General features: G+C 58.4%; 27 protein-coding genes. 20 read left to right on the top strand and 7 right to left on the bottom strand.

What is annotated here, in order from left to right:
• The 7 genes from HF945_RS03780 to HF945_RS03750 all read left to right on the top strand — a co-directional run bounded on the left by HF945_RS03780 (position 1) and on the right by HF945_RS03750 (position 7,207).
• Positions 1 to 1,059 carry a COX15/CtaA family protein gene (locus HF945_RS03780; RefSeq protein ID WP_290524426.1) on the top strand — a complete coding sequence of 353 codons (1,059 nt, stop codon included), beginning with the start codon at positions 1 to 3 and terminating at the stop codon, positions 1,057 to 1,059.
• The gene (cyoE, locus tag HF945_RS03775) at positions 1,056 to 1,967 is read left to right on the top strand and encodes a heme o synthase (RefSeq protein ID WP_290524425.1); all 912 of its coding nucleotides are present in this window, start codon (positions 1,056 to 1,058) and stop codon (positions 1,965 to 1,967) included. Before HF945_RS03780 ends, cyoE begins: the two co-directional genes overlap by 4 nt.
• Before the next feature lie 257 nt (positions 1,968 to 2,224).
• Entirely contained in the window at positions 2,225 to 2,686 is a 462-nt protein-coding gene (locus tag HF945_RS03770) for an Mpo1-like protein (protein ID WP_290524424.1), read from the top strand.
• 402 nt (positions 2,687 to 3,088) lie between these two features.
• Positions 3,089 to 4,021: a transposase gene (locus HF945_RS03765; protein WP_290525387.1), complete on the top strand. Its 933-nt coding sequence runs from the start codon at positions 3,089 to 3,091 to the stop codon at positions 4,019 to 4,021.
• A 117-nt stretch (positions 4,022 to 4,138) separates the two neighbouring features.
• Positions 4,139 to 4,726: a LemA family protein gene (locus tag HF945_RS03760; RefSeq protein WP_290524423.1), complete on the top strand. Its 588-nt coding sequence runs from the start codon at positions 4,139 to 4,141 to the stop codon at positions 4,724 to 4,726.
• A gap of 10 nt (positions 4,727 to 4,736) precedes the next feature.
• Positions 4,737 to 6,650: a M48 family metallopeptidase gene (locus tag HF945_RS03755; RefSeq protein ID WP_290524422.1), complete on the top strand. Its 1,914-nt coding sequence runs from the start codon at positions 4,737 to 4,739 to the stop codon at positions 6,648 to 6,650.
• A gap of 191 nt (positions 6,651 to 6,841) precedes the next feature.
• Positions 6,842 to 7,207, top strand: coding sequence for a hypothetical protein (locus HF945_RS03750; protein ID WP_290524421.1), 366 nt, complete (start codon positions 6,842 to 6,844; stop codon positions 7,205 to 7,207).
• Positions 7,208 to 7,628: 421 nt separating this feature from the next.
• Here HF945_RS03750 and HF945_RS03745 read toward each other — a convergent pair whose 3' ends face one another.
• Positions 7,629 to 8,672, bottom strand: a complete 1,044-nt coding sequence (locus tag HF945_RS03745) for a GNAT family N-acetyltransferase (protein ID WP_290524420.1) — start codon at positions 8,670 to 8,672, stop codon at positions 7,629 to 7,631.
• 176 nt (positions 8,673 to 8,848) lie between these two features.
• On the opposite strand from HF945_RS03745, the gene HF945_RS03740 reads away from it, so the two are divergent.
• Complete coding sequence (locus HF945_RS03740; RefSeq protein ID WP_290524419.1) at positions 8,849 to 9,448, top strand: cold shock domain-containing protein; 600 nt, start codon at positions 8,849 to 8,851, stop codon at positions 9,446 to 9,448.
• Positions 9,449 to 9,517: 69 nt separating this feature from the next.
• Positions 9,518 to 11,053 carry a sodium:solute symporter gene (locus tag HF945_RS03735; protein WP_290524418.1) on the top strand — a complete coding sequence of 512 codons (1,536 nt, stop codon included), beginning with the start codon at positions 9,518 to 9,520 and terminating at the stop codon, positions 11,051 to 11,053.
• On the opposite strand, the gene HF945_RS03730 is transcribed toward HF945_RS03735, so the two are convergent.
• Together HF945_RS03730 and HF945_RS03725 are read right to left on the bottom strand one after the other, a co-directional pair.
• Positions 11,032 to 11,631 (bottom strand): hypothetical protein, encoded by a 600-nt coding sequence (locus HF945_RS03730; protein ID WP_290524417.1) that lies wholly within the window; start codon positions 11,629 to 11,631, stop codon positions 11,032 to 11,034. The genes HF945_RS03735 and HF945_RS03730 overlap by 22 nt on opposite strands.
• The gene (locus HF945_RS03725; protein ID WP_290524416.1) at positions 11,621 to 12,910 is read right to left on the bottom strand and encodes a sialidase family protein; all 1,290 of its coding nucleotides are present in this window, start codon (positions 12,908 to 12,910) and stop codon (positions 11,621 to 11,623) included. Before HF945_RS03725 ends, HF945_RS03730 begins: the two co-directional genes overlap by 11 nt.
• 318 nt (positions 12,911 to 13,228) lie before the next feature.
• Between HF945_RS03725 and HF945_RS03720 the strand changes: the two genes are divergently transcribed.
• From HF945_RS03720 to HF945_RS03705, 4 genes are all read left to right on the top strand, one after another.
• Entirely contained in the window at positions 13,229 to 13,969 is a 741-nt protein-coding gene (locus tag HF945_RS03720; protein WP_290524415.1) for an START domain-containing protein, read from the top strand.
• A gap of 70 nt (positions 13,970 to 14,039) precedes the next feature.
• Entirely contained in the window at positions 14,040 to 14,792 is a 753-nt protein-coding gene (locus HF945_RS03715; protein ID WP_290524414.1) for a lysophospholipid acyltransferase family protein, read from the top strand.
• Between the two features lie 208 nt (positions 14,793 to 15,000).
• On the top strand, positions 15,001 to 15,837 hold the full coding sequence (locus HF945_RS03710) for an SDR family NAD(P)-dependent oxidoreductase (protein ID WP_290524413.1): 837 nt from the start codon (positions 15,001 to 15,003) through the stop codon (positions 15,835 to 15,837).
• Complete coding sequence (locus HF945_RS03705; protein WP_290524412.1) at positions 15,838 to 16,425, top strand: DUF938 domain-containing protein; 588 nt, start codon at positions 15,838 to 15,840, stop codon at positions 16,423 to 16,425.
• 47 nt (positions 16,426 to 16,472) lie between these two features.
• Here the strand turns inward: HF945_RS03705 and HF945_RS03700 are convergent, their stop codons facing one another.
• A complete protein-coding gene (locus HF945_RS03700) occupies positions 16,473 to 16,739 on the bottom strand; it encodes a DUF1145 domain-containing protein (protein WP_290524411.1) in 267 nt (88 codons plus the stop codon).
• A 164-nt stretch (positions 16,740 to 16,903) separates the two neighbouring features.
• On the opposite strand from HF945_RS03700, the gene rhlB reads away from it, so the two are divergent.
• Positions 16,904 to 18,142 carry an ATP-dependent RNA helicase RhlB gene (gene rhlB / locus HF945_RS03695; RefSeq protein ID WP_290524410.1) on the top strand — a complete coding sequence of 413 codons (1,239 nt, stop codon included), beginning with the start codon at positions 16,904 to 16,906 and terminating at the stop codon, positions 18,140 to 18,142.
• Entirely contained in the window at positions 18,135 to 18,455 is a 321-nt protein-coding gene (glpE, locus tag HF945_RS03690) for a thiosulfate sulfurtransferase GlpE (protein WP_290524409.1), read from the top strand. Before rhlB ends, glpE begins: the two co-directional genes overlap by 8 nt.
• A 352-nt stretch (positions 18,456 to 18,807) precedes the next feature.
• Here the strand turns inward: glpE and HF945_RS03685 are convergent, their stop codons facing one another.
• Complete coding sequence (locus HF945_RS03685) at positions 18,808 to 19,488, bottom strand: OmpW family outer membrane protein (protein ID WP_290524408.1); 681 nt, start codon at positions 19,486 to 19,488, stop codon at positions 18,808 to 18,810.
• A 148-nt stretch (positions 19,489 to 19,636) separates the two neighbouring features.
• On the opposite strand from HF945_RS03685, the gene HF945_RS03680 reads away from it, so the two are divergent.
• On the top strand, positions 19,637 to 20,647 hold the full coding sequence (locus HF945_RS03680; RefSeq protein WP_290524407.1) for a hypothetical protein: 1,011 nt from the start codon (positions 19,637 to 19,639) through the stop codon (positions 20,645 to 20,647).
• A gap of 150 nt (positions 20,648 to 20,797) precedes the next feature.
• On the opposite strand, the gene HF945_RS03675 is transcribed toward HF945_RS03680, so the two are convergent.
• Positions 20,798 to 22,264, bottom strand: coding sequence for a PhoH family protein (locus tag HF945_RS03675; protein WP_290524406.1), 1,467 nt, complete (start codon positions 22,262 to 22,264; stop codon positions 20,798 to 20,800).
• A 323-nt stretch (positions 22,265 to 22,587) separates the two neighbouring features.
• Between HF945_RS03675 and HF945_RS03670 the strand changes: the two genes are divergently transcribed.
• Positions 22,588 to 23,049 (top strand): isoprenylcysteine carboxylmethyltransferase family protein, encoded by a 462-nt coding sequence (locus tag HF945_RS03670; protein ID WP_290524405.1) that lies wholly within the window; start codon positions 22,588 to 22,590, stop codon positions 23,047 to 23,049.
• On the opposite strand, the gene HF945_RS03665 is transcribed toward HF945_RS03670, so the two are convergent.
• Entirely contained in the window at positions 22,949 to 23,659 is a 711-nt protein-coding gene (locus tag HF945_RS03665) for a YiiX/YebB-like N1pC/P60 family cysteine hydrolase (RefSeq protein ID WP_290524404.1), read from the bottom strand. The two genes, HF945_RS03670 and HF945_RS03665, sit on opposite strands and share 101 nt — an antisense overlap.
• A 240-nt stretch (positions 23,660 to 23,899) precedes the next feature.
• Here HF945_RS03665 and HF945_RS03660 point away from each other — a divergent pair, with 240 nt between their 5' ends.
• From HF945_RS03660 to HF945_RS03650, 3 genes are all read left to right on the top strand, one after another.
• Positions 23,900 to 24,946 (top strand): M14 family zinc carboxypeptidase, encoded by a 1,047-nt coding sequence (locus HF945_RS03660; RefSeq protein WP_290524403.1) that lies wholly within the window; start codon positions 23,900 to 23,902, stop codon positions 24,944 to 24,946.
• 397 nt (positions 24,947 to 25,343) lie between these two features.
• Positions 25,344 to 25,823 carry a hypothetical protein gene (locus HF945_RS03655; protein ID WP_290524402.1) on the top strand — a complete coding sequence of 160 codons (480 nt, stop codon included), beginning with the start codon at positions 25,344 to 25,346 and terminating at the stop codon, positions 25,821 to 25,823.
• A gap of 214 nt (positions 25,824 to 26,037) precedes the next feature.
• Positions 26,038 to 26,733, top strand: coding sequence for a TorF family putative porin (locus HF945_RS03650; protein ID WP_290524401.1), 696 nt, complete (start codon positions 26,038 to 26,040; stop codon positions 26,731 to 26,733).
• Positions 26,734 to 26,808 lie beyond the last annotated feature (75 nt).

Raw genomic sequence — 26,808 nt, 5'->3', positions numbered from 1 at the left:
ATGTCTACTCCTACTGTATCGCAGCGCTGGCTGCGCGGTTTCTGTATTTTTGCGGTCATCCTGGCCGCCGGTGTCATCACTCTGGGGGCCTGGACCCGGCTTTCTGATGCTGGCCTGGGTTGCCCGGATTGGCCCGGCTGTTATGGGCACCTGGATGTGCGCAAGGCCATCGAGCACGTGAACACCACCAATGAAGTGGAACCTGGCAGCCTGCGCGAAGCACACAAGACCGTCCCGGAGATGGTGCACCGCTACTTTGCCTCCACCCTGGGCCTGACCATCATCATCATTGCCGTGCTGTCCTTCGTTAACCGCAAGCGGGAAAAACAGCCCCTCAAGCTGCCCCTGTTCCTGGTCGCCCTGGTGATCTTCCAGGGCATCCTGGGCATGTGGACCGTGACCATGGGGCTGCAACCCACTATCGTGATGCTGCACCTGCTGGGCGGGTTTACCACCTTTACCCTGTTGGTATTGCTCACAGCACGGGTATACCGCTGGCCCAGCTTTCTGAACGATTGCGATGTACGAATGCTCAAGCCCATCGCCTCCATCGCCCTGGCCGCAGTCATTGTGCAGATCGCCCTGGGCGGCTGGACCGCCAGCAACTATGCCGCGGTGGCCTGTACCGAGCTGCCGATCTGCGAAGAAGGCTGGCAGGACCGCCTGAACTTTGGTGATGCGTTCATTTTCTGGGGCCACGAACACGACAAGCCTGACTATGAATTTGGCGTCCTGCACAATGAGGCTCGCACCACCATTCACGTGATGCATCGCTTCGGCGCGCTAGTGGTCACCCTTCTGGTACTTGCCCTGGTGGCCAAGATCCTGGTCCGTGCCCGCAGCCTGTTTTTCCGCAACTTCGCCTTCGTCATTCTCGGTCTGCTGATCGTGCAACTGGCACTGGGCATCAGCAATGTGGTGTTTGCGGTGCCACTGGATGTGGCAGTGGCACATAACTTCGTGGCGGTCATTCTGCTGGCAGCCCTGGTGCTCTTCATCCGCGCGATCAACGTCAAATGCGGCATTAGCAGCCCGCGACAGGAAGGAGACAAACCATGAGTCAAACCGCCACCTGGCGCGATTATCTGGCCCTGACCAAGCCCGGCGTTGTCATGCTGCTGATGGTCACTGCCGTGGCAGGCATGTTTCTGGCCACCGATCCACCGGGCATGGTGCCTCTGGACATCTTCATCCCGTCGTTTATTGGCCTGACACTGGCAATGATGTCGTCCGCGGCCATCAATCAGATCATGGACCAGAAAATCGATGCGATCATGACGCGCACCGAGAAGCGACCACTGGTGGCAGGCAAGCTCAGCCCCAAAGCGGCTATCACCTTTGCCGTGCTACTGGCGGGCGCCTCCATGATCATGCTCTATTTCATGGTCAACCCTCTCACCGCCTGGCTCACCCTGTTCGGTTTTGTGGGCTATGCCTTCATCTATACCCTGTATCTGAAACGGGCCACTCCCCAGAACATCGTGATTGGTGGTATTGCTGGCGCGATTCCGCCACTGCTGGGCTGGGCCGCGGTCACCGGCGATGTTCACCCTTACGCCTGGCTGCTGGTGCTGATCATCTTTGTATGGACCCCGCCGCACTTCTGGGCCCTGGCCATCCACCGCAAGGACGAGTACGCCAAGGCCGACATTCCCATGCTGCCGGTCACCCACGGCATCCCGTTCACGCGGGAATCCGTGCTGTATTACACCATCCTGCTGTTCATCAGCACTCTGCTGCCCTACCTGACCGGCATGAGTGACCTGATCTACCTGCTGGCCGCACTGATCCTCGGCCTGGTGTTCCTCTACCATGCCGTGCGCCTGCGTTTTTCCGATGATCCGAAGCTGCCCATGAAAACCTTCGGGTATTCGATCACCTACCTGTTTGCCCTGTTTACCGCGTTGCTGGTGGATCACTACCTGCCAATCAAACCCACCGATGTGGCGCTCTGGCTGGGGGCGTGAATACGCTGGACGCCTGACGCTCGATGCCTGGCGCTGTGTCGGAGATGCCCTTCGGGCATTTCCGACCTACAACGCCGGTGCACAAGCAATCCGTTTCGAGTTGCGAAACTCAAAGGGCATGCAGGCATTCGCTTTTTAGAAACTCGTTACTCGTAACGCGCTACTCTCCACAAACCATTCACTCCCGGCAGCACAAGCTTCACGAATGCTAACTGCGGTGCGATACTCCCTGAAACAGTGTTTGAAAGGGTGTAATCATGGCAACCCGCAGCATGGATGACTGGCTCGATGCCTACGGCGAGAGCCACCAGAACCCCACCAACAAAAAAGTGCACTTTGTCTGCGTGCCGGTGATCTTCTTCACCATCGTCGGTTTCCTGTGGGCAATCCCGTTCCCGGCCCTGCTACCTGGTCTGAACTGGGCCTCACTGGCACTGGTATTCGTCACCCTGTATTACCTGCGCCTGTCTCCCCCCATTGCCCTTGGCATGCTGGTGTTCAGCCTGCTGTGTCTGTCCGGCCTGTCCTTGCTGGAAGGTATGGGCATCAGTGTCTTCTGGTTCTCGCTGGTGGTGTTTGTGCTGGCCTGGATCGGTCAGTTCTGGGGCCACAAGGTGGAGGGCAAGAAGCCCTCTTTCTTCGAGGACATCCAGTACCTGATGATCGGCCCCGCCTGGATCATGGGCTTTCTGTACCGCAAGTGGGGAATCAAATACTGAGAGCAACCCTGCCGCCTCCTGTAGGAGCACCGCTTGAGGTGCGAAGCGAGCGACAGCGAGGATGTATTCCTGGCCTGCGCCGCCAGCGATATTTGATAACGAAATGGAGAGGCATTATTGCCATTCCTTCGCCCAGGCTCAGGTTCGCACCTCAAGCGGTGCTTGTATGTTTGAATGCCCCTCCTGCAATGATGCAGGACTTGCCGGGGTGGAGGGACCAAAGGTGCATCTGACCAAAGGGTACAGACGGTAGGAGATTTGGCCCCACCCCGCACCTATTCATACGCCGATAAAGAATCCATCGGCTGAGTTCGCACCTCAGACCGACGATACCAGCAAGCCAGCGTTCAGGTGCGCCCCGACAAGCATGTGTAACCTAGCTCAAGGGGCAGTTCAGTGGCAATGCAAGTAGCAAGATCCAACGTCGGTATCGACGTCGCCAAGGCCGAGTTGGTCATTCATTTCCAGGGCCAGACGTTCACCATCGAGAATACCCCCAAAGCCATTAAGCGCTGGCTCAAGAGCCTGCCATGCCCCTGCGAGATCGCCATTGAGGCCACAGGGACTTACCACATGGCGGTCATCGAGTTGGCCCATGCCAAAGGGCACCACATTTACGTCATTGATGCTTCACGGCTCAGCAGCTACCGCAAGGGAACAGGCGGTCGGGCCAAAACAGACGCCTCTGACGCCCAGCTGCTCGCCCGCCATTTGCAGAGAGAAAAAGAGGATCTACGCCGTTGGAGCCCGCCACCCAAGGCGTATCGAACACTGCAGACACTGCTGCGCCGCCGCGCCGCGCTCATCAAGGCACGCACCATGATCCAGCAGAGTCTGGGTGGCGAAAAGATCCTCAAGGCAAGCCTGAAAAAGCTGATCTCACAGATCAACAGCCTGGATACGCTGATCCAGAAGCATCTTCGCGACACCGTAAGAGAAGCTGGACTCAGTGATCAGGTGCAACGGTGCAAGGCTCTGGAAGGTGTGGGCGATCTGACAGCCTATGCGCTGGTTATGGCCTTCCTACGAGGAGACTTCCGCAACAGCGACGCCTTCGTGGCCTTCCTGGGGATGGATGTCCATGTCAAAGACTCGGGCACGAGAACAGGCAAGCGCAAGCTGACAAAGAAAGGCGACTCAGAAACCCGCAGGCTGCTTTACTGTGCAGCCATGGCCGCTCGCAAAAGCGCCCGCTGGGCGGGTGTCTACCAAGGGTATCTCGACCGTGGTCTGGCAAAAACACAGGCCTTGGTCATCCTCACACGTAAGCTGGTCCGTATCGCCTTCGCGTTGATGAAGAACCGCACCAGCTACGCACCGTCGTCCGCCGCATAAAAGGGGTGGACAACATAGAATCTCCTACATTAACTTCAACATGCCGCCTTTCCCCATTCACACTTTTGCAGTAGTTTAGAGGCCAACAACCATTTCGCTTGGGGAAGGATTACCCGCATGGGCATGCTGATTTTTTTGGGCGTTATCGTCGCCATCATTGTCTATATCATTGCCGTCTATAACCGCCTGATCGCACTCAAAAACCGCTTCAAGAACGGTTTTGCCCAGATCGATGTACAGTTACAGCGCCGCCACGACCTGATCCCCAACCTGGTGGAAACCGCCAAGGGCTACATGAGCCACGAGAAAGAAACCCTGACCCAGGTGATCGAGGCCCGCAACCAGGCCGTCAGCGCCCAGAAAGCCGCGGCGGCAGCACCTGATGACGGTGCTGCCGTGGCCCGTCTCGGCAAGGCAGAATCCCTGCTCTCCGGCTCCCTGGCCAACTTCTTCGCGTTGAGTGAAAACTACCCGGATCTCAAGGCCAACGAGACTATGGCCCAGCTGATGGAAGAGCTGACCAGCACCGAAAACCGGATCGGTTTTGCCCGTCAGGCTTTCAACGATGCGGTGATGAACTACAACACCTATCGCGAACAGTTCCCGCAGAATTTCATTGGCGGACTGTTCGGCAGCTTCAAGGAAGCCCAGTTGCTGCAAATAGAAAACGAAGCCGCCCGGCAGGCCAGCAAAGTCAGCTTTTAATCGCTGACCCATGGATTTCTTTCAGCATCAACAGAAGGCCAAACGCCGTACTGGCTTGCTGGTACTGTATTTCTGCCTGGCCATCATGGCCGTGGTGGCCAGTGTCACCGTGGCCGTGGTGCTCCTGCTCGGCTTCGCCAACATCCAGCTCCACCCTCAGCAGGGCTCTATCTTGCTCAACCCGGTGGTTTACTGGACCGCCCTGATCACGCTCGGCGTTATCCTGTTCGAGTGCATGCTGAAAAGCTGGCAATTACGCAAGGGCGGCAGCGCACTGGCCGAAATGCTGGGCGGACGGCTGATCAACACCTCAACCACAGACCGTGCCGAGCGCCAGTTGATCAACGTGGTGGAAGAAATGAGCATCGCCTCGGGCATTGCCGTGCCCCAGGTGTATGTCATGGATCAGGAAACCACCATCAACGCATTTGCTGCCGGTTTTCGCCCCTCCGAGGCGGTCATTGCTGTCACCCGCGGTAGCCTTGAGCGCTTTTCCCGGGATGAATTACAAGCTGTGATCGGGCACGAGTTCAGCCACATTCTCAACGCAGACATCCGTATCAATCTCCGTATGGTCGCTGTACTTTCCGGCATCTTGGCGGTGGGCAAGATTGGCGAATACCTGCTGTACAGCCAGCGCCGCTCCCACCGTTCCTACTCGTCACGCAGCAGCAAGAACAATGGCCTGCCGGCACTGGGGCTCGCGTTGGTCGTGATTGGCTATGTGGGCCTGTTCTTTGGCCGCCTGATCAAGGCTGCCGTCAGCCGTCAAAGGGAATTGCTGGCTGATGCCTCCGCCGTGCAATTCACCCGCAATCCCGCCGGACTGGCCGGCGCGCTGATCCATATCCGTAATGACGGCGGCTCCTATCTGGCCTCCCGCCACGCGGAAGACATGAGCCACATGTGCTTTGCCCCTTCCATTCCCATGAAACTCAAGCAGTGGCTGGCCACCCACCCCTCCCTTGATGAACGCCTTGAGGCACTGGGGCCGGAATGGGTGGCCCGGGCCAGAGCAAGAGCCAGGCAATCCGCCTCCTCCGCCCAGGCACAGGCACCCACCTCCAGGACGCCAGAGGGCACCGCAGGGTTTGCCGGCCAGGGCCTAGATCAGGCAACCACGTCACAGGCCCGGCCCCCTTCCCAACAGGTGGGCACCGTACAACAGGGAGACATGGACTACGCACGGCAACTGCTGGCATCACTCCCTGACGAACTCCGCACCCAGGCCCACACCCCGGAAGGAGCGCGGCAGGTGTTGTTTGCACTGGTATTGGCCCGCAGCCGTGGGGACCGAGACGCCCTGCTGGCCCGCTGCAAGCTGCCAAACACACCAGCCTTGCAGTCACTCACTGACCAGGTGGCCCGCCTTGGGCCAGAGACGCGGCTGCCCCTCATCGACATGGCGCTGCCCAGCCTGAAAAGCCAGCCCGATGACGAACGCGTCCAACTGCTCAAGGAACTGGACACCCTGTGTCATGCCGACCAGCACTTCAGCCTGTTCGAATGGACCCTGCTGGCCCTGGCCCGTCAACAACTGGACACCCGTGCCGGGCGCAACCGCCACACCCGCTTCCATCGTCTGGGCGCCGTGGCCCAGGAACTCCAGCAACTGTTCTCTGTGTTGGTATGGGCGGGCGGCGCCAGCGACGACCGGGCCGAAACCCTGTTTCGCCAGCACGCCGGAAGCCTGCTGCCAGCCGCCCGCAGCCTGCTGCCGCTCAGCCACTGCAGCAGCGACAAGCTGTTCAGCGCCGTGGATCGCCTTGCGGATCTCTCGCCGCTATTGAAGGGCCCCGTGATCGACTGTGCGGTGGACCTGGCCATGGCGGACGGCACGCTGAAAACCGCCGAGAAGGAATTGCTGCGCGCCCTCTCCAGCTTGCTGGAATGCCCCCTTCCACCGCTTTTTGACCGCCGTTAGTCGCAAATAGCGCCATGAACCCGCTTCAAAAGTAAGACATCACTTACACTGATTTCAGCATCTGCCTATAGGATGGCACCCGCGTACAAGCACAATATCCCAGTACTGAAAGGGAGAAGAGTTGCCCGGCCACGGTCTCTGACAAGCCAGAGGGCATGCTGGTACCAGCCACAAGTACAAAGTAAGCGGATATGGAACTGAACAAAGCCAGCACCCGAAATGCCTGGGCGGCGGTGGATCACCTCACCCGCCAGGTGCGCAGCGGCGATCTGGACCCTGCCCTGAGTCAGTGGATCGAGGGACAGGGGTTTGATCTGGATATCACCGTCTTCTCCAGCGCCTGCCTGTTTGATGCCGGCATCTACACCGGCACCCTGGTGGACCGGGACGGTCATGTCTGGGAATTCCTTGCCGACCTGAACGACCCACAGGGCAGCGAAATGGATGATGTGACCGGCGCGCTTGGGCCCAAATCTCCGGAACATCCCAAAGCCGACCCCTGTGACCTGGTCACCATGTCGATTCTCTATCACCGCGAGGAGCAGGTAGCCGCGTAGGAGGCCTGACGCAAAAAGGCCCGCCCGGTTTCCCGGGCGGGCCTTTTTGCGTCGGTAAAACACTCGCTATACCCCGCTGTAGGAGCTCAGCTCGCCTGAGCGATCCGAGCCTCGGCGAGGCAGGGATTCCAGAAACACCTCTCGAAGATAACAACCCAAACGGCTTTCCATGCTTCGGGTTGTGCCTTTCGAAACTCGTAACTCGTCACTCGCTTCTGGAATCCTTACCTCGCTTGGGCTCGGATCGCGGTCGAACGACCGCTCCTACAAAGTGCGCAGGTTATCTTCGTGGGCCGAACTCAAAGATCTGAACGTGTTTTCTGTTCTTCGCCCCCCCCCGGGAGCTTTTCCGGGTTTTCCCATCAAATCGAGCGTAGCTCGTAGCTCGTAGCTCGTAGCTCGTAGCTCGTAGCTGATCAGATCATCCCCCATCCTTCCTGAACGGCAGCAGCGTCATGGCGTCCTCCCGGTAACGCTGCACGTGCTCCGCCTCTTCCCGGCAGAAATCGGCGATGGCGCGCTGGAAGGCAGGCTCTCTCAGATAGTGCAACGACCAGGTAATCACCGGCTCAAAGCCGCGCAGGATCTTGTGCTCCCCCTGAACCCCCGGATCGAACACCTGCAATCCCGTCTCAATAGCGTGCTCGATGCCCTGGTAATAGCAAAGCTCGAAGTGCAGCCCGTCCAGCTCCTCAAGACAGCCCCAGTAGCGCCCATACAGTTGTTGCGAATCCTGGAAGTACAGTGCCGCCGCCAGCGGCTGCTCCCCCCGGTAGGCCAGTACCAACATGATTTGAGGCGCCATGGTCTGTGCCAGTTGCAGAAAGAAGTCCTCATCAAGATAGGGGAACTGCCCCCGTTTCAGGTAGGTACTGGCATAACACTGATAGAACAGACGCCACTGTTCCGGGGTCACCGCCGGACCGGCGATACGCTGCACGGCAATTCCCTGCTCTGCCACCCGCCGACGCTCCTTGCGCAGGTTCTTGCGCTTGCGAGACTGAAAGCGACCGAGATAATCATCAAAGTCGTCATAGCCATGGTTGAACCAGCGGAAATGACAGGCCTGACGAGCCATCAGTGGCAAACCCTCCAGCGCCTCTCGGCAAGGGTCATCAGGGAATAGCAGGTGCCACCCACTAGCGCCGGTCTCATCCATCCGGTTCCGCACCGCGTCCCACAACGTCTGCGGCTCGGGTTGGCCACGCCAGCGGGGCCCCGTCACCGGCGTGAAGGGAATGGACGTCACCAGTTTCGGGTAATACGCCAGTCCGTGCCGCTGGTAGGCATCCGCCCAGCTGTAATCAAACACATACTCGCCCCGGGAATGGCTTCGCAGGTAGAGAGGCATCCAGCCCTGTTCAAACGTCACATGACAGGGCTGCCAGCCACGCTCAGCGGTCACCGCACCACTGTTTTGCAATGCCTTTAGCCAGGCGTCCTCGAGAAACGGATAGTCAGTCAATGGGCCCCCACATGAGATTCCTTACCGGCTTGGGTACAATGCGCGCATTGCACGGTCGTACAGGGCGCAATATCGGCAATTTTCGCCGCGCCACCCGGGCAATTCCGCCTCATTTCCGGCGGATTTCAGTATCACGTTTATTCAACACTCAATATTTACAAGGTAACGTCAAATCCATGAATGTCTCCAAACCTTTGACCGCATTTTATGCTATTGCGGCACTTTTGCTTGCCATCCCCGGGGCCTGGCTGCTTTTTGCACCGGAAATGGCCATCGTCACCATCCATGAAAACCTGGCCTTTGTTCAGATTTCCAATGTGCACAGCCAGCAAACCGGGCTGGGCCTGTTGCTGGCAGCGGCCGTTAACCTGGTGTGCCTGCGTGATGGTGCAGCCCGTCTGCCCCTGCATGTGGCAGTGTTCTTCTATCTGGCCGGGCTGGTTGCCAGCCATGGACCCAGTGTCTTTGCGAACCAGTGGTGGATGTGGCTCCCGGTCGCAGTTTACCTGCTGCCGCTGATTCCGTTCGGCAAACTGGTTCCTGCCCGTCTGCCCCTGCCTGGCGGCAATGGTCAGCAGCGCGGCGAGGTCAAGTGGTTCAATCCCAACAAGGGCTTTGGCTTTATCCTCACCGACAAGGGCGAAGAGCTGTTTGTGCACTTCAAGGCCGTTCAGAATGGTGGCCGGCGCAGCCTTCGCACTGGCACCCGGGTCCGCTTCGACACCCGCATGTCTGACCGTGGCGAACAGGCCGACAACGTTTATATCGAGCAATAATGCATCACGCTGCACGCAACACGCCCCACGCGGGCGTGCTGCGTGTTGCCCTGAAGCGGAATAACAATAATGAAACTGGCAATCGCAGACTGGGTCGTTCTGGCTGGCTATCTGTGCGTAGTGCTGGGAATCGGCATTTACTTCTCCCGCAAGAACACCAGTACGGAAGAATATTTTGTCGGCGGGCGCCGCTTTCGTGGCTGGGTAATCGGGCTGTCACTGGTGGGCACCTCCATCAGTTCCATCACCTTCCTCGCCTACCCGGCAGACGCATTCAAGACTGACTGGCTGCGATATCTTCCCAACCTGGCACTGCTGCCCGCCATGCTGGTGGCAGCCTTTGTGTTTCTCCCCTTCTTCAGGCGCGGCAACATGACCAGTGCCTACGAGTTTCTGGAAATGCGCTACGGCCCCTCTATCCGGGTCTACGGCGCCATTGCGTTTCTGGTGGCCCAACTGGTGCGGCTGGCCATGATTCTGTGGCTGCTGTCCCTGTTGATTCAGGAAGTCACCGGGGTCAGCCCGACAACGGCCATCATTGCAGGAGGGCTGTTCGTGGGGCTGTATACCGTCATCGGAGGTATCGATGCGGTGATCTGGACCGATGTGCTGCAGACCGTGATCCTGTTGCTGGGCGGACTCATGTGCCTGTGGGTGATTCTTGATGCCCTGCCTGGCGGCCTTGGGCAAATTGCTGAGCTGGCCGGCGACGCCGGCAAGTTTGCCCTTGCGCCCTGGGAGAACGGCGCGCCGGGGGAAACCTCCTGGTCGTTTTCCCTGAGCGAAAAAACCGCCACCATGATGTTGCTGATCGGCCTCACCAACTGGCTCACTGAATACTCCAGCAACCAGAACACTGTGCAACGCTATTGCGCCTCGCAATCCACCCGGGAAGCACGACGCGGCTTGTGGGTCTACCTGTTTACCGCGCTGCCTATTTGGGCGTTCTACATGTTCCTGGGCACAGCCCTGTGGGTATTCTTCCAGGTTTTTCCGGATGCGCAGGCCAGCGCCATCCTCAACGGAGAAGCCCGAGCAGAAACCCTGATGCCCCATTTCATCACCGGGTATTTGCCGGCAGGGGTGGCCGGATTGGTAATCGCAGCGGCCCTGGCGGCGGCCATGAGCTCACTGGACTCCAGCATCAACTCGGTGACCACGGTGAGTGTGGTGGATCTCTATCGGCGTCACCTGCGTCCTGGGCGCGATGACCAGCACTACCTGCGGATTGCCTGGGCAATCGCTGTGGCGGTCACCGTATTCATGATTGGCGGCGCGCTGTGGCTTAACAATGCACAAACCAAGACCCTGCAGGACACCTCCACCATTCTGGTCTCGCTGCTTGGCGGGGGCATGCTGGGCCTGTACCTGCTGGGCTTTTTCAGTCGCCGCGGCGATGCCCGCGCCGCCTGGTGCGGCATCGCTTGCACGTTGGTGTTCACAGGCTGGACGGTACTGACCAACAAGGGGCTGCTGCCAGAGGCACTCAGCGCCCCCTTTGACCTCTACTACACCGGCCTGATCGGTAACCTGCTGATGTTCATCGTCGGCTACCTGGCCGCGTCGTTGTGGCCGGCTTCCTCTCAGGCTGTTCGCGCAGGCTGATTGTCCGGGCCGTTCCGGGAACGCAGCACGCGATCCCGGATCAGCCAGCCCGCCGCCCAGAACACCAGCCACGGATCCAGCAAATAATCCCAGAGATTGTCACTGTCCAGCAGATCCAGCTGGAACGCCACCTGCGCGGCCACCAGGATCAGGCAGGACGCGTAGGCACGCAGCACCCAGGCCAACAGCCCTACCAGCAACAGAATCGTGCTCAGGGTAAAATTACCGTAGCCGAGGGCATAGGGATCCAGGTAGGTTGACCCCATGCTGGTGGGGTAAAACCACAATGCCAGCCCCACCAGCAGCACACAGGCACCACGCAGCTGACTGACCGGCAGCCAGTAAAAGCCGGTGATGCGATGCTTGATCGCCAGTATCGCCAGCAGGCCGGACGCCACGCTGAAACTGGCCAGATAGCTGAGCACCCAGGCGGCCGGCCCCCATGGGTAGGGCAGCAGGGCCCAGACGAAAACCACCAGCGCCAGAATCACCCGCGCCGGCATGGGAAGCAACGCCGCGCAAATTCGCAGCTGCACGGCAACCAGCACCAGGGCGGCAATCAACAGATCAATGCTCATTTTCAGTGCCTCCCTGGGCGGCGGCAACGTCGCCGGCTTTCAGCCAGGCATGCCGGATCGCACTTTTGTTCCAGGTATAAAGAATATGCAGGTCACCGTTTTCACTCCGCAGCATGTACGGGTAGTCATACTGGAAGCGGCAACCTCGGCGAGCGTCGCATTTGTTATGAAAAACCCGTTCGAGTAACGGCTCTGTCGGACCGGTAAAGCCCGCACTGACAATTTCGTCCCGAATCAGGCCGGCAAAGGCCTCCTCGTCAAGCCGGGTGTCTCGCCATTGCGCCCGGTCGTGAAATGTCCAGCGAGTGTCCCAGGACTGCCCCCCATCCCGTGTTTCGCGCACACACAGATCATCGCGTTCTTCCCGGTTGCAGTTTGCGACCACCAGCCAGTGGCCGGGCCCCATAGCCAGGCCACCCAGAGCCGCACTGGGATTTTCAAGGGGGGAATACTCCAGCGCCTGCCACTGCCAGCCACCATCCGCGCTGCTGGACTGATAGAGGTAGCCGTTGTTGGGTTCATTTTCATTGCGCAGAAACGCCACCGCATGTTGCGGGGAATCCACCAGCACCAGCGGCTGGATCGCCTTGCGTCCATGGCCAATCCGGGCCTTGCCCAGCACCTCGCTGTTCTGGTCCAGGCGCAGGATTTCACCGAACTTGCCAATCATTTCGTGATACACCGGCAGGCCGATGGAGCCATCCTGGTAACGCACCGGCGGGGTTTTCACCAGGGTGCTGATGTTGAGCAACGGGGATGTCACCAACGGCTTGTCGAACGACCAACTGGCGCCCAGATCTGCGGATTCCAACACCACCAGACGGCTGGCGGCCCAGCCGCCAAAGCTGACCGCCACCACGAACAGACGCATGCGGCCCTCGTCATCCAGCACGGGAACCGCGTTGCCGAGTTTGCGCACATGGCGACCCCAGCCCTCACTGATCTGCTCCCGGGTGACGACCACGGTCTCGTCTGTCCAGGTTGCCGTGGCCGGGTCAAACAGCGCACTGTGAATATTCACATCCGGCGCCCCTTCACGGCTGCCGGCAAACCAGAACGCCCGCAGACGTCCGTCCGGCAGCTCCACCATGGCTGGAGCATGTACCAGTGGGGTATCCGCATCCGAGGCGAACCGGTACTGCCATTGATCATGGCCAGGCACATCCCCCCCTGCCGGCACTTTCAGTGCCGGAACCGGCTCCCAGATATGCTCAGGCGCTGAGGCAAAGTACCCCACCACCAGAGCCGCCCCCACCAACAAATGGAAAAAACGTTTCATTATCTCTACACAACAAGGTGTTTATCGGGCCGCCTATTGTCCATGAAACAGCGCGTCAAACCAGTCCGGTGGCGCAACTCTGTGATGACAACCCGTCATCATTCCCGGCGTAGTGCTCTAACCGCTCTGACAGGAAGATAACGCAGTACAGCATTCATAAAATTGCCTGCCGCTAACGCATGAAACCCGAACCGGCCATCAGAACCCGCAAAACCTTACCGGCAAATGTGATCACAATGTGTTCATCACTTCATGATTGGTGTCATAATGATTGCAGTCGATATGCGAAAAATTACACTAAGGATATCCCTCCCGACCATGGAACGTGCTGTACAAATCGGGTTGGCACTGATGCTGGTGCTGCTGCTCTCTCCTCTCCACGCCGATGAAAATGACCCTGACTGGAAACTGGTCAGTGATCGTAATGGCATCCAGGTATATATGAAGCACCGGGATGACTCCCGGCTAAAGACCTTCCGCGGTGTAACCCACTTCGAGCTCAAGGATGAATTCGCTCTGGCGGCCATCCTCAATGACTATGATTCCTACCCCAAATGGTTGCACCTGATCGATGGCGCGGAAGAGTTTGATCGCGACGGGCCGCTCAACCGGGATCTGCGCTTTACCACCAAACTGCCATGGCCGCTGGCTGACCGGGAAGCCGTGCTCAACGCCGATGTACAGGTAACGCTGACGGAAGCAGAAGAGTCCGTCATGATCGAACTGATCAATGAACCTGACGCCCTGCCGCCCAACAACCGCTACATCCGTTTTCCTGAGCTGTGGGGGCGGTTGGGTTTTACCCGTGAGGGAAACGACCAGGTGGAGATGGTCTACGAGATCATTCTGGACCCCGGCGGCTATATTCCCGCCTGGATCGTTAATATCCTGCTGCGCGATGCCCCCTACTTCACCCTGGAACGACTGCGTCGGGTGATCCGCAAGCCCGAGTACCAGAACCAGTACTATGATTATCTGGACGAGTTGAAGGGGCCAGGACGCCCGGACAATGCGGCTGGCATGGCGGCCCAGGCCAGTCCCGAAAACGTAACAAAGTGATTATCTCCCTGTCATATTCGGTCAGCTCTCCGTTACTATAGCCCGTCACTGGTAAACGGAGAGGGCGGTCATGTCCCGGTTGCTTTTCTTTCTTTATAGCTGGCTGGTGTTCGTTCCCCTGATGGCAGCGACCACGCTGATCTGCGGTCTGATCTGTCTGGTGCTGGTTCCCTTCCTCCCTGCCGATCGGGTGGCACGCTACAGCGCCGTGCCCTGGGCAAAACTGTGTCTGCTGTACAGCGGTGTGCGAGTCGACCTGTACGGCCGTCATCACCTGCAACCCGGACAAAGCTATGTGATCGTGGCCAACCACCTGAGCCAGTTCGACATCTTCGTGCTGTATGGGTACCTGGGCATGGATTTTCGCTGGGTAATGAAACACGAACTGCGCAAGGTGCCGGTGATCGGCATCTGCTGCGAGAAACTCGGGCATATTTTCATCAACCGATCCGACCAGCAGGCTGCCATCGCCAGTCTCGATGACGCCAAGGCAAGACTCAGCAACGGCGCCAGCGTGCTTTTCTTCCCGGAAGGCACCCGTAGCCGCGACGGCCACCTCAAGCCCTTCAAAAAAGGCGCTTTCAAGATGGCACAGGAACTGCAATTGCCGGTGCTGCCCGTCACCCTTACCGGCACCTGGCATATTTTGCCCCCGGGCACGCTCCGCCTTCAGCCCGGCCATCAGGCCACCCTCACCCTTCATGCCCCGCTACCGGTAAACAGTCACGACGACGCCGAGCTGCAACGACTGATGGCGTGCAGCCGTGATGCCATCGCCGCCCCCCTTGAGCAGACCAGCCCCGAGGCGCTGGGCAGCCTCTGAATCACTCCAGCGCCGGCCTTCGCCGGCGTTATTGCCAGCTGCGCAACCCACTGCCATACGGTATTGGCCCATTCTGCAGTGACAAAGTGTCTACACTCCTTGCCATATTCCCGCTGAGCGAACCGTCAGCCACGTTCCATCGTGCAGGTTCAGCTTGCAACTCGAACCGTTATCACGTCTCCTTTCGGGAGAAGATCAAGGAGTCATCATGAAGAATTTCAAAGACAAAGTTGCCGTGATTACCGGTGCCGGCTCAGGTATCGGTCGCGCTCTGGCCGAGGAACTGGCCGCCGCTGGCGCCAAGCTGGCCCTGTCCGACATCAACGAAGCCGGCCTCAAGAAGACCGTCGCCGACCTGGGGCTGGCAGAAGACCGTCTGATGACCCGGGTACTGGACGTGGCTGATCGTCAGGCTTTCTATGATTTCGCCGACGATGTGGTGAACCACTTCGGCTACGCCAACATGATTTTCAATAACGCCGGGGTTGCGCTGGGTGCCACCGTGGAAGACATGAAGTACGAAGACTTCGAGTGGCTGATGAACATCAACTTCTGGGGTGTGGTCTACGGCACCAAGGCCTTCCTGCCCTACCTGAAACAATCCGGTGACGGGCATATCATTAACATCTCTTCCATCTTCGGTCTGGTAGGCATCCCCACCCAGTCGGCCTACAACGCCGCCAAGTTCGCGGTGCGTGGCTTCACTGAATCCCTGCGCATCGAGCTGGAAATGGAAGGCAGCCCGGTTTCCTGCACATCCGTTCATCCTGGCGGCATCAAGACCAACATTGCCAAAGCCGCACGCATGACCGATGGCGTGGAGCGCATTACCGGTGCCGACAAGGACAAGTCCATTCAGGACTTCGAGAAACTGTTCCGCACCACCCCGCAAGAAGCCGCCAGCACCATTCTCAAGGGCGTGCGCGGCAACAAGCGCCGTGTACTGATCGGTTCTGATGCGGTCGCGGTGGACACCATGCAACGCCTTCTGCCCACCAGTTATCAAAAACTGATCGCCATGGGCCAGAAGTACATGAGCAAGTAAATGATCTCCGAGCGCCCCTTTTCCCAGGCCTGTGAGAACAACAAGGCCCCTATCCTGACGGTGCTGCGCCAGCACTGTCAGGCCCCCGGGACGCTGCTGGAAATCGGCGCCGGCACCGGGCAGCACGCTGCCTGGTTGTCCGGCCAACTCCCTCACCTGACCTGGCAACCCTCCGATGTGGCAGAAAACCTGCCCGCAGTACGCCAGTGGTTACAGGACCCTGACAGCCAGGCCCTGGCGCCTATCGTGCTGGATGTGAGTGGTACCTGGCCGGCGCAACAGTTCGACTACCTGTTCACCGCCAACACCTTTCACATCATGTCCCGGCAACTGGTGGCCCGCTGCATCGAAGAAGGCTGCCGCCATCTGGCTCCGAACGGCCAGTTCCTGATCTATGGCCCTTTCAAGATCAACGGCCGCTTCACCAGCGAATCCAATGCCACTTTCGAGCTGTGGTTAAAGGATATCGACCCCCTGCGAGCGATTCGCGACAAGGAGTGGATCGAGGAAGAATTTGCCCGCCACGGGCGCAAACTGCAGGCGGTATACGACCTGCCAGCCAATAACATGATGCTGGTGTTTGGGTGAGGCACGCCTGACGCAGGACGCCAGAAGCCTGACACCAAAAAACGGCCCTACCGTCGAGCTGCGTTGCGCACTGCGTGCATTCTGGGCTTGAGGAAAAGCACCCCGAACAGCATCACCATCAGCGCATCACGCCAGTGGAACACGCCGTGACGGCGGATCCAGACGGCAAAGCCGACAAGTTCCAGAAAGTGCAAAATCGCGATGACAGCACCGGCGATCAGCAGCAAGCGATCAAAAGGGGCCGGTAATTCCATGAAAATGGCTAACAGTACCCCCAGCCAAAACACTACAATGCCTCCACGCAGGATGTTCATCGCTAAAGATCCTCTGACAGCGCTGGCTATTTTTTCTACAATGCGTGATCGAGGCGTGGGCCGGGTGCCCTGATAATCACAAACATCACCCGCAAGACCCGATACGCCCGCCCGGCCACCCGGTGGCAAGGCAACAACCACTTGCATTCAGACTGAGCGAATACATGCAAAAAGACAAGGCAAATGCCTGGAGCCTGGACCAATTTCAGGTTCCTGAAAAAGACGGCGAACGCCGCTTTCACGACTTCAATCTGGACCTGCGCCTGATGCGTGGGATCGCCGATCTTGGCTTCCAGTACTGCACCCCCATTCAGGCAGAAGTCCTCGAGCATACCCTGGCCGGCGCCGATGCCATCGGCCGCGCCCAGACTGGCACCGGCAAGACCGCAGCCTTTCTGGTGACCGTCATCAACGACCTGCTGCAGCACCCGCTGGAGGTAAAGCGTTACGCTGGCGAGCCCCGGGCCCTGATCGTGGCGCCCACCCGTGAGCTGGCCATGCAGATCGAGAAGGATGCCAAGGGCCTGGCCAAGTACACCGATCTGCAAGTCATGAGCGTGGTCGGCGGCATGAACTTCAACCGTCAGCAGGAACGGTTGCAGAAACGGGAGATCGACATCCTCGTGGCCACTCCCGGACGCCTGCTGGACTTCGCCAAACGCCGCGACCTGTGGCTGGACCGGGTTGAGTTTCTGGTGCTGGATGAAGCGGACAGGATGCTGGACATGGGCTTCATTCCGGATGTGAAGCGCATTGTCGGCATGACCCCGAAAAGCAAGTACCGTCAGACGCAGCTGTTTTCCGCCACCTTCAACGATGACGTGATGAATCTGGCCCGCCGCTGGACCCAGGACGCTGAAGTAGTGGAGATCGAACCTGCCCAGGTCACCACGGAAACCGTGGAGCAGAAGGTCTATATCACCAACACCGATGACAAGTTCAAATTGCTGTACAACCTGATTACCGGCATGGACATGGACAAGGTCATCGTCTTCGCCAACCGTCGGGATATTACCCGGCGCATCAACGACCGCCTGGTGAAGAAGGGCCTCAAGGTGTCGATGATTTCCGGCGACGTTCCCCAGAACCAGCGCTCCAAGACGCTTGAGCGGTTCCGTTCCGGCGACCTGCAGGTGCTGATCGCCACCGATGTGGCCGGTCGCGGCATTCACATTGATGGCGTTTCCCACGTAGTGAACTACAACCTGCCGGAAGACCCGGAGGATTACGTTCACCGTATCGGCCGTACCGGACGGGCAGGCGCCAGTGGCATGTCCATCAGCTTTGCCTGTGAAGATGATGCCTTCCTGTTGCCAGAACTGGAAAGCGCCATCAGCATGAAGCTGGACTGCGAGTATCCGCCTGCCGACCTGCTCCAGGACAAGGACACCAGCAATGCCTGAACGTATCAGCCCTGAGCAAGGCAAAGCTCGCTTTGATGACGGTCAGGCCCTGTTCGTGGACATCCGCGATCCTCACAGTTTTGCCGCCGGTCACCTGCGCGGAGCGGTACACCTGAGCAACGCCAACGTGGATCAGTTTCTCGCCGACAGCGACAAAGCCCGCCCCCTGGTGGTCTACTGCTACCACGGCAACAGCAGCCAGGGCGCCGCAGACTTTCTCACCGAGCAGGGGTTTCAGGCAGTGAGCCTGGACGGAGGCTATGAGGTATTCAAGGTGCAGTTTCCAGAGGCGCTGGAAATGCCTGATGCCTGATGCAAAAAGGCCCGCCCGGTAAACCGGGCGGGCCTTTTTGCATCGGTAAAACCCTCGCTATACCCCGCGTAGGAGCTCAGCTTGCCTGAGCGATCCGAGCCTAAGCGAGGCACGGATTCCAGAAGCGAGTTTCGAGTACCGAGTTTCGAAAATCTAAAACCGGTGGTCAGGTGCGGGGTTTTAATCTTGGCCTTTCAAAACTCGCCTCTCGCAACTTGAAACTCATTACCTCGCCTGAGCTCGGATCGCTTGCAGGCAAGCTCCTACAGCGGCTTCGTAGAATGGCCGCGAGGGAGGCGCAGCCAGGCACTCGTCCTTGCGTCTGGCATAAGGCATCAAGCGTCAGGCGTACCTAAAACCGGTACCCCAGCCCTACCATGTACACCCAGGGGTCGATCTCCACATCGATCTTGTCCACCCGCGCATCATTCACATACAGCCTGGCTTCGGTATCAATATCGATGTTCCAGACACTCACGTTGAACAGCCAGTTATCCGTGAGCACCACATCAGCCCCCACCTCCCAGGCAAAGCCCAGTGAGTTGCTGAGTTTCACATCCGCATCGGCTCCTCCCAGCAGGGGGCTGACCACGTCATCATCAATACTGTCATCAAAGAAGATGGTGTAATTCAGACCCGCGCCCAGATACGGTCGCACCGGCCCCATTTGTGGCGCGTAGTACTGGGCCAGCAGGGTTGGCGGCAGGTGACTGGTTTCGCCGATCACCACGCCGCCACCAGTATCGAGCAGGATGTCATGGGTAAACGGGGTTGCACCCACCAGCTCCACGCCAAAGCTGTCATTCACCATATATGCGAAGGTGAGCCCCAACTGGGTATCGTCGTCCACATCCACTTCCAGACCACCCACCGCAGGCAACGCCGGGTTAAACGCGTCACTGCTGGCATCCGGGTCCACCTTGATCGCACCAGCACGCACAATGAAATCACCCGCCTCATGGGCCATCAGTGGACTCCCCAGCAGCATACCGGTTAGCAGTAGCGCCCCTTTCACTTGTCCTCGCAGTTGCATACAGATCCCCTTGGATAACGCAATATACAGTCAATGACCCCGGCCCGGTTGGCGGGCAAGATGGTCAACGTTCAAACTACGCAACCATTGAACAACTTGACGCAACAACGAGCATTGCTCTGAATCAATAAAAACGAGGCTTGTCACCATGTCGTCTTCCGAACTGATCAGCGCCCTGCGCGACGCCCACAAAACCCACCTGACCCAGCAACTGCAGAATCCCGATCACTGGCAAGCCCTCCTGACCCAGGCCAGTACCAGCCTCGGCAAAACACCGCTTGGCAAGCTGGTGGACAGCGACAGCCTCAGCCTGGTCGTTGAGCAATGGGTATTGGAAGCGAACAGTGCCCAGGGGCTGCAGGACGTGATTGTGCAGACCACCGAAGCGGTACTGAAAGCGGCCGAGCAGGACGATGCCACCGTGGGCCAGCTGCTTAGTGAGGCTCACTTTGAAGCCGTATTGGAAAAATCCCTGCAGCTGAAAACCTTACGCGAGAAAGCCATCCATGCCGGCATGAATCATCCGCTGGTGAGCGAGATGGTGAGTGAGATGCTCTATACCGGCATCAAGAATTTCCTGTTGGAAGAAAATGCCCTGGCCAAACTCCCCGGCGTCAGCAGCGTGATGAAAATGGGGCGCAAGAGTGTGGTCGGCAAGGCCATGGGTGGCATGGAAGAATCCATTCGCGGCTATCTGCAAAAGAATATTCGCGAAACCCTCAAGACCGGTGAGCAGTGGCTCAACAAGCAACTCACCAATGAACGCATCGAACAACTGGCCCGCGATGGCTATCAACGGATTTCACCCCTCAAGCCCGCCGAATACCTTGCCCAGATCCCCCCGGGAACCGTGAAGGATCTGGTGGAGCAAGGCTGTCAGATCGGCGACGAAAGCGCCCGGCTGGAATACACCCGCAATCTGATCAGCGTTGGCATCAAAGCCGCCGTGGATGCCCTTGGCAAAACCACCTTGGCAGACATTCTTGCCGGCATGCAGATCAGCGAGGACAAGATCAAGGAAATCACCACCCCGGCCCTCGCCAAAGGGGCCACTGTATTGGTGGAACAAGGGGTGCTGGAGCCGTTTATTGAATGGTCGCTGGATGACTTTTACGGATCGGAGGCGTGCAAGAAGGCGGTGGAGTCAGTTAACAGTTAATAGTGAACAGTTAACAGCGAAACACGCGTCAGATTTTTTCTTTTCTCCAACGCAAGAGGCCGCGCCCAGGTTATGGGCGCGGCCTCTTTGCTTTCAGAAAGCAACAATGCGGATTCGCGTCGCTGTTAACTGTTCACTATTAACTGTTAACTAGAGGAACGACTCCGCATACTCCGCCAACAACGACCGCGGCACACCATTGAGCTGCACCGAACCGCCATGAACAAAACGCTTGAAGCGTTCGGTCATGTAAGTCAGGCCGGAGCTGGTGGGTGACAGATACGGTGTATCGATCTGTGCCAGGTTGCCCAGGCATACCACCTTGGATCCCTCCCCTGCCCGCGTAATGATGGCCTTCATCTGATGGGGGGTCAGGTTCTGGCTTTCATCGATCAGGATCAGGGATTTCTGGAAACTGCGGCCACGGATGTAGTTCATTGCCTTGAACTGAATGTTGGCCCGCTCCTTCACATACTGGATGCTGCCGGAAGGATTCTCGTCATTGAGATGCAGCGCCTCGATGTTGTCGTTAATGGCACCCAGCCAAGGGTCCATTTTTTCCTCTTCGGTACCAGGCAGGAAGCCGTGATCCTCCGCCAGTGGCGGCGTGGAGCGGGTGGCAATGATCTTGTTGAAGCGCTTCTGCTCCACCGTCATTTCGATGGCCGCAGCCAGCGCCAGAATGGTTTTGCCGGAACCGGCTGCACCCGTCAGGTTGACCAGATGCACATCCGGGTCCAGTAGCAACTGCAGTGCGATTGCCTGCTGGATATTCATGGGCTTGAGCCCCCATGCCTCCTGCTCCAGCATGCTGTCCGCCTTGTAATGCTTGAGGGTCACCACACCGTTATCCACCCCCATCACACGTCCCACGAACCCTTGCTCATCAATGATGTACTGGTTGGGATAAACCTCCTCTCCCAGGATTTCGCTGACCAGCAGACCATGGGAAAGGTGATGCAGGGTATCCGCACCCTCCTGCTCGGTTTCCACCTGGGTAACCTGGTCCCAGAAGGAACCGGGCACCTCAAAATAGCCCCGGGTCAGCTGCTTGATGTCCGTCACCAGCTGATCATTATGATAATCCTCTGATTCAATGCCGCAGGCTCGCGCCTTCAGGCGCATGTTGATGTCCTTGGTCACCAGGATGAAACGTTCATCCGGGGCCATGGCCTTCATGGCCAGCACATCGTTGATGATGCGATTGTCATTGAGGTGATCCGGCAGTGGGGATTTCACCTCTTCCTGGGGAGACATCAGTACGGTGAGGGTACCCTGGGTTGAGTTATCCGGTCCGCGCGGAATCGGAATTCCCTCTTCAACCTGTTCGGGCGTGGCATGGCCAAGCACCTTGTCGATCTGCCGAATGGCCGCCCGGCAATCAGCTGCAGTGTGCGACTTTCCGCTTTTCAGCTTGTCCAGTTCTTCCAGCACCGTCATGGGTATTACCACACGGTGTTCTTCAAAGTTCAGCAGGGAATTGGGATCGTGGATCAGGACGTTGGTGTCGATGACGTAGGTTTTTTTCTGTTCTTGCTCGATGGTGCTGTCGTTCTGACTGGCGCTCGCGTGGTGGTTAATGGAAAGGGTGTGGAGTCTGGCCGCGCGCTCTTCCATGCGTATCCCCTGTGCCGTTAAACGGTACGGTTGCGTTGGTTTGGCGGCTGGAGAGCGGGTGTCAATTCTGAGTGCGAGAGTGACGCCTGCCCATTGCCGCCCTGGTTTTAAGCCTTTTGGCGGTAAAGTTGCATTCAGCTGTTACAGCTTTTGATCGCGATCACTCCCGCAATGGCGGGGGTTGGAATCACCATAACCCAGTTTTTTTGAATCGATCAATAGTTACTCCTGAAAAGTTTTTCGTTTCGTTCCATTGAATCGTTCTGTCGGCCTGCGCTCTTCGCTACACTACGATGCCTGTCACAGCCAACCCGGATTAGACCATGCCCCATGAACATCCCCAGGTGATGATGCCCCCGCCAGCCCTGTATCTGGGCGGCTTGCTGATGGGATACGGCATTGATCAGGCCACTGATTTTCCCGCCCTCACCTTTGCCGGAAACCTCTGGTTGATGCTGGGGCTCGCCGTGGCCGGCATGCTGTTGGTACTGGCGGCGGTGATACAGCTTCGACGGGCAAAGACCACCGTGATGCCACACCGCGCTGCCAGAACCTTGTTGACCAACGGTGTCTTTGCCCTGAGCCGCAACCCCATCTACCTGGGCTTCACTTGCCTGGCGGCCGCCATGGCGTTGAGCCAGCAGAGTGCAGGCATGCTGTTGATGCTGATTCCCGTGGTGTGGGTCATCCATTCCCATGTGATCGCAGCGGAAGAGGCATTTCATGCACAACAGTTTGGAGCGCAGTGGCAGGCGTATTGTCAGCGGACCCGACGCTGGCTCTGACCCGGATACGGTCACTTCCAGGGCCTTGCTTGAGCCACTCCACCTGACCCAGCTTGCCATTCTGCAAGCGCATGTGTCGGGAGCCGAAGTGCCCGGGCACCAGAGTGCTGGCTCGGGTATCCCGGGGTAGCCAGCCCAGCCGGCGGTAAAGCTCGGCCACCAGCTCGGAACAGAACCAGCCCCGTTGGTCGGGCTTGCGCTGGAAACAGGTCAGGACATCGATGGCATTGCAGAGGACATAGTTCTTGTAGGGGCGGTGCATCAGGCGTCGCACCAGGCGTTGCAGCAATCGTTCCTGATTACCGGTCAGGTCCGGGCCATGGCGACGGCGCACCACCACAGAACCTTCATAGTCGGCAAGCTTGCTGGCCAGAGACACCAGCGACACGCCGGCCACCGGCTTCCCCAGCCGGACATCAGCCGACTCACCCAGGGTAGTCGATTCCAGCACCAGTGGCTCCCGACTTTCGGGCATAAACACCACCATGCCGATGTGACTCCAGGGGCTGCGGGTAAAGACCCGTATTACCTCACTGGTTACACCGCGCCCCGAAAACAGCAGGATATCGCCGGTTCGCAGGGTAAAAGCAGAATCCAGAGTGAGTGTCATCTCAGACGTTCCCAGGTTTCTGATCATTCCCGTTGAGAGCACGCTATGCCTGCCGAGTGACAAATCGCTGACAACAACGTCACGGTTTGGTGAACAACACGAGTCCGACTGAGCCGCTGTAGGAGCGAGCCTGCTCGCTCCTACAGCGGCTCCGTAGATACAACCCCACTCCACCGTCATATTTCTGTTACCTCCCGACGGTAACCTGCCTGACACGTTTCGCCCCAGCCTGCCCCGCCTATGGAAGACCGCCTCTACCTGCTGCAACGTCACCTGCCAGAATTGCTGGATCTGGAAGCATTGATGCGTGAGGGGGAGCGGCACCTGCGGGTAAGCACCGTGCATGAAGTGCCAATGGGTGAGCTATCGTTGCCGGTAAAGGTCATCGAGATGGGCTCCACCTCACCGCGAGTGCCGGTGATCGGTTTTTTTGGTGGCGTGCATGGAGTTGAGCGTATCGGCAGCCAGGTGTTGATGTCCTGGCTGCACAGTCTGATCCATCGACTACAATGGGACGACCAGCTGCACCGACGACTTGAGCAGGTAAGGCTGGTATTCATGCCCATGATCAATCCGGGCGGCATCTGGAAACGCACTCGCAGCAACCCCAATGGGGTGGACCTGATGCGAAATGCGCCCATCGACGCCATGGGCAAAGTGCCGTTTCTGGTGGGCGGCCACCGCCTCAGCCGGCACCTGCCCTGGTACCGGGGTAAGAGCGGCGCCCCCATGGAGCCAGAGGCACAGGCAATGATCCGGGTGGTGCAGGAAAAACTGTTCCCCGCCCCGTTCTCCATGAGCATCGACTGTCACAGCGGTTTCGGCCGTCGTGACCGGATATGGTGCTGCTATGCCCGAAGCCACCGGCCCATCCCCCACATTGGCGAGGTGTACCGGCTCAAACAGATATTCGAAACCACCTACCCTCATCATCATCCCTACCTGATAGAGCCCCAGTCCCTTAATTACACCACCCACGGCGACTTGTGGGATTACTTGTACGACGACGCCCAGGACCGTGTGCCCGAACATACCTTTCTGCCTTTCACCCTCGAGATGGGCTCCTGGCTGTGGGTACGCAAGAACCCCCGCCAGATGCTGGACTTCTTCGGCTACTTCAACCCGGTGATTTCCCACCGCCACCATCGGGTTCTGCGCCAGCACCTTCCATTATTCGAGTTTCTCACCGGCATGACCGCCAACGCCGGAAACTGGCTACCCACTGCCAACGAGCGCAAGGGACTCACCCGCGAGGCCATCCAGTACTGGTTTCCGCCACAAGACTGATCTGGCGTCATTGCTGTCCCACAGTTTGACTTAGCGAAGTCCGAAATCCGCCGGGCAGGCAAGCCGGCGGAGACTCTGTTTAGGGAAACAGGGTTTAACCGCCGCATTTTGACGCTCACAGATGCCTGTCTCGTGGGAGCCTGCTTGCAGGCGAATGTTGGTGCGGCAAGGGCTATTCGCTTGCAAGCATACCCTGACGAGCACAGAGAGCTCCCACAAGAGAAAGCGCCTCCGCTTCCTCAGGACCTTCAGGATACTCTGGGACAGCAGTGGATCTGGCGCCGCTCTTGCATTGCTGTAAGCTTTGGCGGATCACGGTTGGGGCTCTCCCGCCGCTGCCTTACACTAGGGGGGAACTGAGACCCCCCTGATACACCTTTGAACACGGGACCCATCTATGAAACGCCTTGCTTTCATCACCTGCGCCATCGCGCTGTCAGGCTGCCAGCACTTCAACTATCAGCCGCCTTACGGTGATGACATCGCCGACATCACTTTCACCAGCAACAATATCCCTGCCCAGCCGGCGATCTGTGTTCCCGGCGAAGGCTTCCAGACCACGGAATATTCCATCGCCCAGAAACCCATTGGTGGCGACGCCCTGAACGACCTGATGGAAACCATGAAAAAGAGTGTGGAAGTCACGACCACCCTTCAGGCCTCCAGTCAGGCCCGTATTGGCGTGAGTTACAATCAACAGAAAGGTGCCGGTATGTCCCGGGATCGCTGCAAGATCGCCTTGCAATTCGAGGCGGTGGAGGGCGAGCACTACCAGGCTCGATTTGATTACAGTAACGGGCAGTGTGGCCTCTCACTGACCGACAGCAACGGCCAAAGCGCCGATGCAGTGCAAATCGACTGGGAATGCCCACAATAAAGGCACCAATTCGGTGCGCCGCACCATGGCGGCGCACCGAATCCAATATTGCGAAACCATGACCTCCCTCTTCCCATCCCTCCCCCACGATAACCTGTTGATAATTATACAAATCAAAAAACTGGCACACTCTCTGCATTATACATTGCGAGCCTGATAGGCGGTGCGCCACCAGCGCACATTGAACAAATTAGACTTGTTAAGAGGGTTGCACATGAAAAACGTATTTGGTCTGAAGAAAACGGTTATTGCCTCTGCTGTTGCAGCAGCCAGCGTGATGGCCCCCGCCATCGCCGCTGCTGAAGTAAGCGGTAGCCTGGGCATTGCCAGCATGTACCTGTGGCGTGGTCAGGACGTCTCTGCTGGTACTGCCAACGTTTCCGGCAGCCTGGACTTCACTACTGAAATGGGCTTTTACGCCGGTTCCTGGGTGTCCTCTGCAGGTACTTCCGTAAATGCCGCAGGCACCACTTCTACTGAAACCGACTTCTACGCTGGTTTCGGTGGTGAAGCCGGTGGCCTGAGCTACGACATCTCCTACTGGACTTATGTCTACCCGGAAGATGATGTGGGCGCTGGTGAACTGGCAGAACTGATTGCCAGCGTTGGCATGGCCGGCTTTACTTTCACCGGTTATGTGAGCGCCAACGATCTGAGCGACTCCGATGAAGAAAACTTCGGTGACGACCTGTACTTCACTCTGGGCTACTCCTACGACGCCTTCGGCGTGACTGTAGGTACCTGGGAGCTGGATGCAGACGACTCCAACTACACCCACGTTGACCTGAGCTACTCTCCGGTTGAAAACCTGACCTTCACCGTCTCCAAGGTTGTAGACAGTGATGAGTTTGCACCGGTAACCGACGATCAGGATCCGCTGTTCGTGGTTGGCTACTCCTTCGATATCTAAAGGCACAACAGGGCGGTTTCGACCGCCCCACGTTTCAACGCCGCGGGGCTCTCCCTGGTCCTCGCAAACACGCAA

This window comes from Alcanivorax sp., assembly GCF_017794965.1.
In the GTDB taxonomy this organism is placed as follows: domain Bacteria; phylum Pseudomonadota; class Gammaproteobacteria; order Pseudomonadales; family Alcanivoracaceae; genus Alcanivorax.
Note: the sequence above shows the minus strand (reverse complement) of the source record. Positions and strands in the feature narration are given on the sequence as shown.